A 16,081-nucleotide genomic window follows, 5' to 3' on the forward strand; every position below is an offset into this window, starting at 1 on the left:
ATGCTTGAGGTTGCCCATAAGCTTGTTCATAGAGCGTTTGCCAGTCGCTCACATACTCACTTTGCCATTGAGCAACCTGCTGGGGTAATACTTTGTTTTTGAGTGCAGGCACTAAGTAAGCCGCTAACTGTTTATCACCAGTGTTATCAACTCTGGCGACAACTACACCTTCTTGTACTAAGGGGTGTTGGCTTAAAACTGCTTCAATTTCACCTAGTTCTATACGGAAGCCGCGCACCTTTACTTGGTTGTCGATGCGTCCCAGGTATTCTATGTTGCCATCTGGTAAATAACGGGCTAAATCCCCTGTTTTATAAAGTCGGGGACTGGGGACTGGGGACTGGGGACTGGGGATAAGGGGTAATGGGGATTGGGAATTAGAAAGATTTTCTGCCCCTCTACCCCCCTGCTCCCCTGCTCCTCTGCTCCTCTGCTCCTCTGCCCCTCTGCCCCCCTGCTCCCCTGCTCCCCTGCTTCGACTGAAGGGATTGGAAATAAATTTCTCTTGTGTTAATTCCAAACGGTTGAGATAGCCTCTTGCTAACCCTATGCCACCAATGTGCAGTTCTCCTGGTACACCAATGGGTACTGGTTGTAAGTGCGAGTCTAAAATGTAGATTTCTTTGTTGGCAATTGGACGACCTATGGTAACTTTCTCATCAAAAGGCGTGCATTTTGCGATCGCAGCGCAGACGCTAGCTTCTGTTGGCCCGTAAGCGTTGAAAAAGTTTCTCCCAATAGACCATTGTCTAATTAGTTCAGCAGAACAAGCTTCTCCAGCGACAATTATTGTTTGCAGGGCTGGGAGTTCTTCAATAGGTAGAACTGCTAATGCTGATGGTGGTAGGGTGACATGGGTAATGTCATAGTTGCGTAATCGTTCAATTAACGGCGCACCCGGCATGAGAGAGTCTTTTGTTCCTAGATAAAGAGTTGCCCCTGATGCCCAACTTATCAATATTTCCGAGATGCAAGCATCAAAACTAAACGAGGCAAACTGAAGAACGCGACTATCACAATCCACGCCAAAAGTCTGAATTTGAGCTTGAGCTAGGTTGCATAATCCGCTATGTTCAACCATCACCCCTTTGGGTTTACCTGTGGAACCGCTTGTATAAATAACATTCGCTAGATGAGAAGCCGTCACCCCACTAGGAAAGTTTTCCTGGCTATTTTGGGCAATTTCTGACCAGATTTCATCTAAAAAGACTGTGTTGGCTTGATTTGGGGGGAGTTTCTCAAAAAGGTGCTGTTGAGTCAGTAGTACCCAAACTTGAGCGTCCTCTAACATAAAGCTGAGACGCTCAGTAGGATATTCCGGGTCAAGGGGCACGTAAGCACCACCCGCTTTGAGAATTGCCAGAAGCCCGATCGCCATTAAGAGCGATCGCTCCACACACAATCCAACTAGCACATCTGCCCCGACTCCCAAAGACCGTAAGTATTGCGCCAACTGGTTAGCGCGACAATTCAATTCGTGGTAGGTGAGTTGTTGATTTTCAAAGACAACTGCAACTGCATCTGGAGTCCGCTCTACCTGTGACTCGAATAACTGATGAATACACAAATCTTGAGGATAATCCACCTGAGTATCGTTCCACTCCACCAACAATTGATGTCGTTCTTGCTGGGTGAGTAAGGGCATTAATGCCACTTGCTGCTGGGGATTATCGACAATTGCCGTAAGTAAAATTACAAAATGTTGCATCATGCGGGTAATAGTTGCCGCATCAAATAAATCGGCGTTGTAAGAGCAAAAGCCCCCAAGCCCGGATGGTGCATCCCAGAAGTAAACTTCTAGGTCAAGGCGAACTGAGTCAAATCCCGAAGGTATATCTTCGACCTTTAAACCAGGCAGATCCCAAGGGGAAGCGGGAGCATTTTGGAGGGCAAACACTACCTGCACCAGGGGATTACGATCCATATTCCGCTCAAGTTGCAACTCTTCGACTAACATCTCGAAGGGCAAATCCTGATGGTCGTAGGCATCTTGGGTAACTTTTCGCACCTGCGCTAGTAAAGCTTCAAAGGTCGGTTCTTGGGATAAATCGAATCTTAGTGCCAGAGTATTGACAAAAAAGCCAATTAACCCTTCTATTTCGGTGCGGTTACGATTTGCGATCGGTGAGCCAACTACTAAATCTGTTTGCCCACTGTAGCGAGACATTAAAACCACAAAACCCGCTAGCAGTGTCATAAACAGCGTGCTTCCAGACTCAAGAGATAGCTTTTTGAGTTGCTGTGTCACCAAGGGATCTAGTCGAATTTGCTCTGTACCGCCTCGAAAAGTCTGTATGGCTGGGCGGGGACGGTCTGTAGGCAATTCTAATAAAGGTGGCGCTCCCGTTAACTGTTGCTTCCAGTAGCTTAATTGACGCTCTAATACCTGATTTGTCAACCACTGACGCTGCCACACGGCGAAATCAGCATATTGTATAGGTAACTTTGGTAACACGGCAGAACTAACCGTTAAATAGCTCCGGTACAGGGCTGACAATTCATCGATCAAAACGCCCATTGACCAACCATCAGCAGCAATATGGTGAATTGCTAATAGCAATACATACTCGTTTTGAGCAACTTGCCAAAGCTTAACTCGCAGCACAGAACCATTAGCCAAATCAAATGGTTTACAGGCTTCTACTGTCGCCAGTTGCTCCACAAGTTTTTCGGGTTCTAGCTGATTCTGGAGATCCACCACTGGTAATGTAATGGTTGAATTGGCATCTATTACCTGTATTGGCTTGTTATCTTTGATTTCAAAGCGAGTCCGCAGAACTTCATGGCGTTGCACTATCTCCCTAAATGCTTGTTCCAAAGCTTTGACATTGAGATTTCCCCGCAAACGCAAGGTCATATCTATTGTGTAAGCGCCACTTTCGCCAGACAACTGATTCACGAACCACAGACGCTCTTGTGCCCATGACAAGGGTATGTCTCTGTCTCTGGAAACGGGTAGAATCGCAGGCACCGCAAAACCCGAACCAGTTTCAAGTTCAGCTAAAATCGCCTCACTTAACTCGGCAACTGTCGGTGACTCAAAGAGATAGCGTAACGGTAACGAAATTCCAAAGGCTGACTGCAAGCGAGAAATTACCTGAGTCGCTAGCAGGGAATGTCCCCCAAGTTCAAAGAAATCATCATGAATGCCAACTTTATCTAGTTTTAGGACTTGTGCCCAAATGATTGCTAGGGTTTCCTCCGTGGGGTGGCGGGGGGCAACAAATTTATCTAGTTCGCTGTGTAAATCTGGTGCGGGTAAGGCGCGGCGGTCTACTTTACCATTTGGTGTTAGCGGTAGAGCCTCTAGAATGACGAAAGCATTGGGTACGATGTGGTCTGGTAATTTTGTTTTCAGGAATTGTCGTAGTTCGCTAGTTGTGGGTATTACCTCTGTTTGCGGTACCACATATCCAACTAAGCGCTTCTCTCCTGGAATATCTTCGCGGGCAATAACACAAGATGTCTGCACATTAACGTTTTGATTCAGGACTTCTTCAATTTCTCCTAACTCAATCCGGAAACCACGTATTTTCACCTGATTGTCGATCCGTCCTAAGTATTCTATATTGCCATCTCGTAAATAACGTACTAAGTCTCCAGTTTTATATAATCTACTTCTTCCCGTCTCCTCAAAGGGATTGGGGATAAATTTCTCTTGTGTCACTTCAGGGCGGTTGAAGTAGCCGCGTGCTAAACCCGCGCCACCAATATGTAATTCTCCTGGTACACCGACGGGAACGGGTTGTAAGTAAGAGTCTAAGATATAGGTTTGGGCGTTGGCGATTGGGCGGCCAATGGAGATTTGGCGATCGCTACCAGTGCATTTAGCGATCGTGGTGCAGATGGTAGTTTCTGTTGGCCCATAACCGTTGTAGAAGTTTCGACCAACAGACCATTGTTTTATCAGTTCAGCAGAACAAGCTTCTCCACCGACAATTATTGTTTGCAGTGCCGGGAGTTCTTCAGCCGGGAGGACTGCTAATGCTGATGGTGGTAGGGTGACATGGGTAATACAGTAATCCTTTAATAGCTGAATTAACGGCGTACCAGGCAGTAAAGAGTCTTTTGTTCCTAAGTAAAGTGTTGCTCCTAATCCTAGAGCCATAATCACTTCCCAGATAGAAGCATCAAAACTAAGTGAGGCGAACTGGAGAATGCGACTATCAGAATCTAAGTCAAAAGTTTGCATCTGAGCTTGAGCTATGTTAGCCAGTCCGGTATGCTCAACCATCACACCTTTAGGTTTACCTGTGGAGCCGGAAGTATAAATTAGATTAGCTAGATGAAAACCTGTCACCCCACTTGTAGGGTTATTTTGATTATTTTGGGCAATTTTTTCCCAGATTTCATCCAAACAGACAAGCTGGGCTTGATGCTGGGGTAGTTTATCAAGAACTCGCTGTTGGGTCAGTAGTACTTGAACTTGAGCATCTTCAAGAATATATTGTAAGCGTTCTTGGGGATACTCAGGGTCGAGAGGGACATAAGCCCCACCTGCCTTGAGAATGCCTAGTAGTGCCACAATCATTTCTAGCGATCGCTCTACACAAATACCCACCAGTACATCGGCTTTCACACCTAAAGACTGCAAGTAGTGCGCCAATTGATTTGCACGACAATTCAACTCATGATAAGTTAGTTGTTGATTTTCAAACACCACTGCCACTGCATTTGGAGTCTGTTGAACCTGTTCTTCAAACAACTGGTGAATACATTTATTCTGGGGATAGTCTACCTGAGTATCATTCCACTCAATTAATAGTTGATGTTGCTCAACTTCTGTCAGCAGAGGCAATTGGTCAATTCGCTCATTAGGATTCGCCACAATTGCTTCTAGCATTGTCACAAAATGACCCGCCATCCGCTCAATAGTTTCTGCGTCAAACAAATCAGTATTGTACTCCCACGCTCCCACCAATCCAGTAGCAGTGTTCTCGATTGCTAAAGTCAAATCAAACTTGGCAGTTACACTTTCTATTGACAAATCACTTACAGTTAACCCAGTCATTTCTACTTCAGACATAGGCGCATTCTGGATCACAAACGCTACTTGGAACAGTGGTGTATGGCTGAGGTTTCGTTGAGGCTGCAATACTTCCACCAGCATTTCAAACGGTAAATCCTGATGAGAATATGCATCCATTGCCATGTCCCGAACACGGGTGAGTAACTCTTGAAAACTAGGATTAAGAGATAAATCAGTCCGCATTACTAAAGTGTTGACAAAAAAGCCAATCAACCCTTCTATTTCGCTACGATTCCGGTTAGCGATCGGTGTCCCTACCAAAATATCTGCCACACCTGTGTAGCGGTAAAGTAATGTATCATAAGCTGCCAACAGCGTCATAAACAAAGTCACCCCTTGTTGCTGACTTAGTTGTGTCAGCTTTTGAGTGAGATCAACTGAAAGTGCAAATTTTTGATATGCACCAGCAAAGGTTTGCACAGCAGGTCTGGGTCGGTCTGTGGGTAGCGATAATAAAGCTGGTGCGTTTGCTAATTGTTTTTGCCAGTAACTCAATTTGCTTTGCAGCACCTCGCCTTGCAACCACTGTCTTTGCCAGATGGCGAAATCTGCGTATTGAATCGGTAGTGGCGCTAGGTTGGAAAGCTGACCTTGAGAGTAAGCACTGTAAAGCGCCGCAAATTCTTGCACAAACACACCGATTGACCAGCCATCACTAACAATGTGATGCATACATACTAACAACAGGTGTTCTGTCTCAGACAGCACTACTAATGTCGCCCTAACTAATGCTTGTGTTGCCAAATCAAAGGGTTGAATAAATTGTGTAATTGCTAATTGCTGTGAAGCTATTTCTTGTTCGGTTGTAGATAAATCCTTGAAGTCAACAATTGATACAATTCCATGTTGCCTTCCCGTTTGAATGACTTGAGTTGGTTGTCCTGCAACTGTGACGAAATTGGTGCGTAAGGCTTCGTGGCGATGAATGATTTCTTCTAAAGTTTGTTCTAAGGCAGCAACATTGAGAGTTCCTACTAGACGCAAAGCTAAGGGGATGTTGTATAATGCACTGTTTGGCTGCAACTGGTCTAAAAACCATAAACGCTGTTGAGCATAAGACAGTGGTAATTCTGCATTTCTTGCCCTTGCTAAGATGGGTGGTGCTGTTAGTTCTACGTCTTGTTGCTGTAACTGCCCAAGCGATCGCGCTAATTCTGCAACTGTTGCTGCGGCAAACAGAGTCCGTAAGGGTAATTCTACTTTGAAAATGTTGCGGATGCGTGAAACCACTTGCGTTGCTAGTAGTGAGTGTCCGCCAATTTCAAAGAAGTTATCATGAATGCTCACTTGCTCTACTTTTAAGACTTGTGCCCAAATTTGTGCCAGCATTTCTTCAACTGGGGTGCGGGGAGCAACATATTTGTCTCTGCAATCGCTATAGCTAGATAAATCTGGTGCTGGTAAAGCGCGGCGATCGACTTTCCGGTTTGCTGTTAACGGTAGTGACTCCAGCATCACGAAAGCCTGGGGCACCATGTAAAGAGGCAGTTTACTAGAGAGGAACTGACGCAGTTCGTGAGTGGTGGGTATCTTTTGCTCGAACGGTACTACATAGGCGACTAAGCGCTTATCCCCGATGGCATCTTCGCGGATGATCACACAAGATATCTGCACATCAATATATTGGTTCAGTACTGCTTCAATTTCTCCCAACTCGATGCGGAATCCCCGGATTTTTACTTGATTGTCGATGCGTCCAAAGCACTCAATGTTACCGTCGGGTAGATAACGAGCTAAATCCCCAGTTTTGTAAAGTCGGGGATTGGGGACTGGGGACTGGGGATTGGGGATTGGGGATTGGGGATTGGGAAGATTTTCTGCTCTCCTGCTTACACCGAAGGGATTGGGGAGAAATTTTTCTTCTGTCAATTCTGGGCGGTTGAGATAACCCCTTGCTAAACGAACACCACTTATGTGCAGTTCACCTCTGACTCCAATCGGTACTGGTTGGAGATGACGGTCAAGGATGTATGCTTGGGTGTTGGCAATGGGACGACCAATTAGCACCGAATTGGTTGTTTCTAATTGGGGATGAAGCAAATCGTGGACGATCGCTGTCACTGAGGCTTCGGTGGGGCCATAAACGTTAAGACAATTGACGCGATCGCCTACTAGTTGCTGCCAGATTGTCACTGTTTCCGGCAGAACTGCATCCCCACCCACGGCGACTAAGCGCAGACTTTGGGGTACGCTTGCATTTTGTTGAGATACTGCAACTGTCCATTCATGCCAATAGGCTGGGGTAATATTTAAAACACTCAGACTTTCTTGTGCAATAAATTGAGCAAAATTGGCAAAGTCGGAGAACATTTGCGCGGGTCTTAAGACCACAGTTGCCCCTTTGTACCAAGTGGGGAAGATTTCTTCGGCTGCAACATCAAAGCTGAAGGAAGCAAATTGCAAAACGCGATCGCTATTAGTTAGACCAAATACTTCACTAATTGCACTGCTATGGTTAACTAAAGCTGCGTGAGTCAGCATTACGCCTTTGGGTTTGCCTGTAGACCCAGAGGTGTAGAGTATACAAGTCAGGTTTTCTGGTTTTACTTCACTAACGAGATTTTCTTGACTTTGATTTGTCAGCGCCGCAGATTCTCTGTCTAAGACGATGATTTGTATCCCTTCCACTGGCAAGGAATTGAGCAATTTCTGTTCTGTAATCAACACAGACAGTTGTGAGTCTTGGGATATGTCAGCTAATCGCTGCTGCGGATAATCAGGGTCTAGGGGGACATAAGCCCCACCTGCTTTCAGAACGGCTAATAATCCGACGATTACAGATAGCGATCGCTCTAAATAAATCCCCACTAAAACTTCTGGCCCCACACCAACAGTTTGTAGGTAGTGTGCTAGTTGATTGGCTTGGGTGTTCAATTCACCATAAGTTAACTGTTGATTTTCAAACACCACTGCTACTGCATCTGGAGTCAGCTTAACCTGCGACTCAAATAACTGATGGATGCACTGATCCCAAGGGTAATCTGCCTGAGTGTCGTTCCATTCAACTAATAATTGCCGTTGCTCAACTTCTGTTAATATTGGCAGTTGGTCAATTCGCTCATGAGGATTTGCCACAATTGCTTCTAGCAGTGTTACAAAATTACCTGCTATGCGTGCGATCGTGCTGGCATCAAATAAGTCTGTGTTGTATTCCCACACTCCCACCAGTCCAGTAACTGTATTCTCCATTCCTAAAGTCAAATCAAATGCTGCCGTTTTACCTTCGATTGGCAACGAACTGACAGTTAACCCGGTTAACTCCAATTGAGACAAGGGTGTATTCTGGAGAACAAACATCACCTGGAACAGTGGCGTGTGACTGAGATCCCGTTCTGGTTGCAATGCTTCCACCAACATTTCAAAGGGCAAATCCTGATGAGAGTATGCACCCAAAGACATTTCCCGAACGCGAGTCAGTAATTCGCTAAAGCTAGGATTGCCTGATAAATCAGTCCGTAAAACTAAGGTATTGACAAAAAAGCCAATCAACCCTTCAATTTCACTGTGATTGCGGTTGGCAATTGGTGTACCCACCAAAATATCTGATTGTTCTGTGTAGCGGTAAAGTAGGGTATCATAAGCTGCCAACAGCGTCATAAAGAGGGTACAACCTTGCTCCTGGCTCAGTTTTGTCAGTTTTTGAGTTAACTCAACTGAGAGTGCAAACTTTTGACGCGCCCCGGCAACAGTCTGCATGGCAGGTCTAGGGCGGTCTGTGGGTAGCATTAATAAAGCTGGTACGTCTTTGAGTTGCTGTTGCCAGTAACTCAACTGGCTTTGCAGGACATCTCCTTGCAACCACTGTCTTTGCCAAATAGCAAAATCTGCGTACTGAATTGGCAGTGGCGCTAGTTTGGCAGACTGACCTTGAGCATAAGCATCGTACAGCACCGCTAATTCTTTGACAAACACACCCGTTGACCAGCCATCAGAAACAATGTGATGTATGCACACATTCAAGATATGTTCTGTATCAGACAGGACTACTAATGTCGCCCTGACTAGTGCTTGGTTTGCCAAGTCAAAGGGTTGCAAAGCTTGTTCTTGTATTAATTGCGGCAAAGCAAGTTTTTGTTGATCTGTAGATAAATGCTTTAAATCAACAACTGATACTGCCCAATTTGTTTGTGTTTGAATGACTTGTGTTGCTTCTTGTCCATCAACTGTAATGAAGTTGGTGCGTAATGCTTCGTGGCGATGAATAATTTCTTCTAAGCTTTGTTCTAAGGCGGCAACATTAAGAGATCCTACTAGATGCAAAGCTAGAGGGATGTTGTATAAAGCACTGTTAGGCTCGAACTGGTCTAAAAACCATAGTCGTGTTTGAGCATAAGATAGTGGTAATTGTGCATTCTCTGACCTGGGTAAGATGGGTGGGGCAGTAGCTAAATCCTGTTGCTGTAACTGCCCAAGCGATCGCCCCAATTCGGCAACTGTCGGTGCGGCAAACAACTCACGCAATGGGAATTCCACTTTGAAAATCTTGCGGATGCGTGACACCAGTTGCGTTGCCAGTAGCGAGTGTCCCCCAAGTTCAAAGAAGTTATCATAAATACCCACTTGCTCTACTTTTAAGACTTGTGCCCAAATTTGTCCCAGCATTTCTTCAACAGGGCTGCGTGGGGCTACATATTTGTCTTTGAGTTCGCCGTGTAAATCGGGTGCGGGTAGGGCGCGGTGGTCTACTTTCCCATTGGGAGTTAATGGCAAGGACTCCAACATCACAAAAGCATTTGGCACCATGTACTCTGGTAGCTTGGCTTTGATGAATTGCCGCAGTTCGCTTACTGCTGGTGTCATCTGTAGATGTGGGACGATGTAAGCAACGAGGCGTTTATTCCCAGTTGTATCTTCGCGGGCGGTGACTACAACTGTTTTGACTTCGCTGTGTTGGCTGAGTACTGTTTCTATCTCGCCCAACTCAATGCGGAAGCCGCGTATTTTTACTTGATTGTCGATGCGTCCCAAGTATTGGATATTGCCATCACCGCAGTAACGCACTAAATCCCCTGTTTTATAAAGTCGGGGACTGGGGACTAGAGACTGGAGACTGGGGACTGGGGACTGGGGACTGGAGATAAGGGGTAATGGGGATTGGGAATTAGAAAGATTTTCTGCTCCTCTGCTTCCTCTGCCCCCCTGCTCCTCTGCCCCCCTGCTCCTCTGCTCCTCTGCTCCCCTGCTTCCACCGAAGGGATTAGGGATAAATTTTTCATTGGTCAATTCTGGGCGGTTCAGATAGCCTCGTGCCAAACCTGTGCCACCAATGTGCAGTTCCCCTGCTACACCAACAGGGACTAGTTGTAGGTCTTGATCCAAAATATAGACCTGAACATTGCTGATAGGTCGTCCAATCAAAATGTCGGTGGTTACTGGAGAATTTACTTGGTATAGAGTGGTAATAACTGTTGCTTCTGTTGGCCCATAACCATTAAATAATTGGGGTAGCTTGGGGAAGTGAGCAACACTATTGTGCCAACGCTTGACTTTTTCCAGTTGAGCTTTTTCTCCGCCAATAATCACCATTCTTAGATGATTGGGAATTCGGGAGTCTTGGGGGGTAAGTTCCCCAACTAACTGATGCCAATAGGCTGTTGTGAGATTCAAAACAGTTAATTGCCATTCTTGGCAACGCTGCCAAAATTCATCACTTGAGTCCACCATCTCTTCAGTTCGCAACACTAATGTTGCACCAACTAAAAGACAAGGAAATATCTCTTCAACGGATACATCAAAGCAGATAGACCCAAATTGCAGAATTTTATCGTTTGAGTTTAAACCATATTCTTGGGTGGCGGTGATAATAAAATTTATCAGTGAGCGATGTTCAATCATCACCCCTTTGGGTTTGCCAGTCGAACCAGATGTGTAAATAATGTAAGCTAGGTTGTGGAGTTGAACGTCACTAATGGGGCTATCTGTACTGTGTTTAGCGATCGCTGACCAGTCTCTATCTAAGCAGATTGTTTTTTTAACTTGCTCTGGTAGTTTAACAAGGAGTCTTTCTTGAGTTAGCAAAATGCCCAGTTGTGTATCTTCAAGAATATAAGCTAGTCGCTCTTTTGGGTAGGTAGGGTCAAGGGGGACATAAGCACCACCTACCTTCATAATTCCCAGTATTCCTACTAGCATTTCTAGTGATCGCTCGACACAAATACCCACTAGCACTTCTGCACCCACACCCAATGACTGCAAATAGTGCGCCAACTGGTTAGCCTGACAATTTAACTCACTATAAGTCAGTTGTTGATTTTCATGTACCACTGCGATCGCGGAGCGTGCGATTACCGCAATCGCATCTGGTGTAAGCTGCGCTTGCTGCTCGAATAACTGATGGATACAAAAATCTTGCGGATAATCTACGCTTGTATCATTCCACTCAACTAACAGTTGATGTTGCTCAACTCCGGTCAGCAGAGGCAATTGGTCAATTCGCTGCTTTGGATTCACCACAATTGCTTCTAGCATGGTTGCAAAATGACCCGCCATTCGTGCTATCGCGCTGGCATCAAACAAATCAGTGTTATACTCCCATACTCCCACCAATCCAGTCGCAGTATTCTCCATTGCTAACGTCAAATCAAACTTGGCAGTGTTATTTTTTACCTTAAGTTGACTCACCGTTAACCCAGTTAACTCCACAGTCGGCATGGGCGCATTTTCCAGCACAAACATCACCTGGAACAGTGGTGTATGGCTGAGGTTTCGTTCTGGCTGTAATACTTCCACCAACATTTCAAAAGGCAAGTCCTGATGAGCATAAGCAGACAATGCCATTTCCCGAACACGTGTGAGTAACTCTTGGAAACTCGGATTTTCAGATAAATCAGTCCGCATCACTAAAGTGTTGACAAAAAAGCCAATCAACCCTTCTATTTCACTGCGGTTGCGGTTAGCAATTGGTGTTCCCACCAAAATATCTGATTGTCCTGTGTAGCGATAAAGTAAGGTATCAAAAGCTGCTAACAGCGTCATGAACAAAGTTACCCCTTGTTGCTGACTTAGTTGTGTCAGGTTTTGAGTGAGTTCAAGGGAAAGCGGAAATAATTGACGTGCGCCAGCAAAGGTTTGCACAGGTGGTCTGGGTCTGTCGGTCGGTAGCGATAATAAAGCTGGTGTATCTTTTAGTTGTTGTTGCCAGTAACTCAATTGACTTTGCAGTACTTCACCTTGCAACCAGTGTCTTTGCCAAATAGCGAAATCTGCGTACTGAATCGTTAGTGGCGCTAGTTTGTCAGGCTGACCTTGAGCGTAAGCATCGTACAGCGCTGTTAGTTCTTGGACAAATACACCCATTGACCAGCCATCAGAGACAATGTGGTGGATACAAACACTCAAGACGTGTTCTGTCTCATTCAGCACTAATAATGTTGCCCTAACTAATGCTTGTGTTGCCAGGTCATAGGGTTGTAGAGATTTTTGTTGCACTAATTGCTGCGTGGCTATTTCTTTTTCGCTGGCTGGCAGATGTTGCAACTCAACAACTGATATTTTCCAATCTGTTTGTGGTTGAATGATTTGAGTTGCCTGTCCATCAACTGTGATGAAGTTGGTGCGTAAGGCTTCGTGACGCGCAATAATTTTTTGTAAGCTTTGTTCTAATGCTGCAACTTTCAGAGTTCCTACTAGACGCAAAGTGATGTAGGTATTGTAGAAGGGGCTGTTCGGTTCCAACTGGTCTAAAAACCATAGCCGTGCTTGGGCAAACGACAGTGGTAATTCTGTATTCTCTGTCCTTGGTAAGATGGGTGGGGAAGTCAGGACTATATTTTGTTGTTGCAACTGCCCAAGCGATCGCGCTAATTGCGCTACTGTTGCTGTAGCAAACAACTCACGCAATGGTAATTCCACTTTGAAAATCTTGCGGATGCGTGACACCAATTGGGTTGCTAGTAGCGAGTGTCCCCCAATTTCAAAGAAGTTATCATGAATCCCCACTTGCTCTAATTTCAGCACTTGCGCCCAAATTTGTGCCAGCATTTCTTCAATTGGAGTACGTGGCGCAACAAATTTTTCTAACTGGGTGCTGTCTAACTCTAGTTTTGGCAGTGCGAGGCGGTCTACTTTGCCGTTAGAGGTGAGGGGTAAGGATTCCAGCAGCACAAAAGCGTTTGGCACCATGTAGCTTGGCAGTTCGTTGGTGAGGAACTGACGCAGTTCGCCGACTGTGAGAGATTGTCCCACCTCCGGCACTACATAAGCCACTAAACGTTTGTCGTCAAGTTCATCCTCTCGTACCACCACCACACTTTCCCAAACGGCTGGGTGTTGCGCTAGTAATACCTCAATTTCTCCCAACTCAATGCGGAAACCGCGAATCTTAACTTGATTGTCAATTCGCCCTAGATACTCTAACTCGCCATTGGGTAAATAACGTGCCTTATCTCCTGTTTTGTATAATATGGCTCCTCTGCTCCCCTGCTCCCCTGCTCCCCTGCTTCTTGGGAATGGGTTAGAGATAAACCGTTGTTCTGTCAGTTCGGGACGATTGAGATAGCCACGCGCCACCCCTGCACCACCAACGTACATCTCTCCTGGAACCCCGATTGGCAATGGCTTTTGATGTTCATCCAGCACATACACCTGTAAGTCGGGAATTGGACGACCAATTACACTCGCCGTGCCATTTAAATCGGCTTTGCTCAATGGACGATAGGTTACGTGTACAGTGGTTTCCGTAATCCCGTACATATTCACTAACTGAGGCATCTGGTCGCCGTGGCGTTCAAACCAAGGCTGCAAACTCTTAATTTCTAAGGCTTCTCCACCAAAAATTACCAGGCGTAAGTTCAAGTCGCCGTTAGTTGCTAATGACTGTTCGGCTTGAATTAACTGGCGGAAGGCTGAAGGAGTCTGATTGAGAATTGTGACTTTCTCTTGACACAGCAAATTATAGAAAGATTCAGGCGATCGCGTCACCAAATACGGCACTACTACCAGTCGTCCACCATACAGCAATGCACCCCAAATTTCCCAGACAGAGAAATCGAATGCATAAGAGTGGAATATTGTCCACACATCTTCATGGTTAAAGTTATACCAAGAGTCTGTCGCTGCAAACAAACGAACAACATTTGAGTGATTGACTAAAACGCCCTTGGGTTTCCCTGTAGAACCAGAAGTGTAGATGACATAAGCCAGATTATCGGGTGTGGCGGTGTCAGAAGGGTTTGACTCACTCTCTTGAGCAATTTTTTCCCAATCGGTGTCTAAGTAGACAATATGCGCTTGATTTTTGGGAAGAGACTCTAATAATGGCTGTTGGGTTAACAGCACCGAAAGTTGAGCATCTTCTAATATAAAGCTCAGACGCTCTTGGGGATACTCAGGATCAAGGGGCAGATAAGCACCACCAGCCTTGAGAATACCAAGTAATCCTACCAGCATTTCTAAAGAACGCTCTACACAAATACCCACCAGCACATCGGCTTCCACACCCAATGACTGCAAGTAATGCGCCAATTGATTTGCACGACAATTCAATTCGTGGTAGGTGAGTTGTTCATTTTCAAACACCACTGCTACTGCATCGGGTGTACGCGCTACCTGCTCCTCAAACAACTGATGAATACACTTATTTTGAGAATAATCCGCCTGAGTATTGTTCCAATCAACTAATAGTTGGTGTTGCTCAACTTCTGTCAGTAAAGACAATTCAGAAATGCACTGATTAGGGCTAGCAACAATACTTTCAAGCAATGTTTGGAAATGCCCCAATATGCGAGCGATCGCAGCATCATCAAATCGACTAGTATCGTAGCTAATCTTCAGCAGTAATTGCTTCCTGGGGAGAGCAATAACTGTTAGAGGGTAATTAGTTTGTTCAAAGCCCCGAATACTGTCTATAGAAAAACTGTCATTGTGTAATCCGAGTCCAGCATCAAATGGATAATTTTCAAAGACAACAATGCTCTCAAATAAAGACGTACCTCTGGGGATATCACTAAGACCCTGAATCTCTACTAATGAGCTATATGAATATTGCTCAGACTCAACTTGTTGCGCTTGTAAATCCTTTAATAAAGTCAGCACTTGGGTATCTGCTGAAACTTTAACTCGCACTGGTAATGTGTTGATAAATAGCCCCACCATCGATTCCACGCCAACAAAAGATGGCGAACGCCCGGATACAGTCGCACCAAAAACTACATCTGTTTCTTGGCTGTAGCGAGACAGCAATAATCCCCAACTTGCCTGTACCACATTACTTAGGGTCAAGCGATGCTGTCGGACAAAAGACTGGACTACGGCTGTTGCTGACACCGTTAGCTGAATTTTCTGCTCGCCATAGCTGACATTGCTATTTTCTCGATTTTGTAAAAGTTTATCTACAGTCAAAGGAGTGGGGGCTATAAAACCTTGGAGTTTTTGTCTCCAGAATTTTTCAGCTAGTTCTCGATCTTGTTGCTGTAACCAAGTAATATAGTTGCGGTAGCTTAGAACTGGTTGATAACCGAAAGTTTCACCCTGAGAAATTGCTTGATAAAAGTACAATAGGTCTTTGAAAACCAGAGGTAACGACCAGCCATCGAGTAATAAATGATGATGACTCCAAACAAATTGATGAGTATTTCTGTCCAATTGGATCAGATGTAGACGCATCAATGGAGCTTGAGACAGTTCTAAACCATTTTGGCGATCGCAGTCTAGAAAGACTTGTAATTGCTGTTGCTGTTCTTCTGCTGATAATTTTTGCCAATCAGAAGTTTGAACAGTAATGTCCACCTGTCGATACACTACTTGCATTGGCTGGGTTGAAGACTCCCAAATGAAAGCGGTGCGGAAGATGGAATGCTTTTGTAGTATTTTTTGCCAAGCTTGCTCGAAGGTTGGCACATCTAAGTTCCCCGTCAAAGTGCAACTGATCTGCCCAAAATATACCCCAGACTCAGGAGCATACAAACTATGAAACAGCATCCCTTGTTGCGTCGCAGATAAGGGATAAATATCTTCAATATTTTTTCTGTTTGTTTTGTTAACTTTTGATTGCATAGATTTGAGAATATTTAATCTAGTTCTAGTTGGCTCAGTTTTTCTAACGGGAAATCTCTG

Annotated in this window: 1 protein-coding gene; it reads right to left on the reverse strand. The window is 45.0% G+C overall.

Going from position 1 to position 16,081, the window contains the following annotated elements; all coding sequences use genetic code 11:
• Nucleotides 1–16,021, reverse strand: a 16,021-nt coding sequence (locus V7K98_RS23135) for a non-ribosomal peptide synthetase (RefSeq protein WP_335026088.1), incomplete at its 3' end; no start/stop codon positions are given.
• Nucleotides 16,022–16,081 lie beyond the last annotated feature (60 nt).

It is taken from the genome of Nostoc sp., assembly GCF_036917435.1.
Lineage (GTDB): Bacteria > Cyanobacteriota > Cyanobacteriia > Cyanobacteriales > Nostocaceae > Nostoc.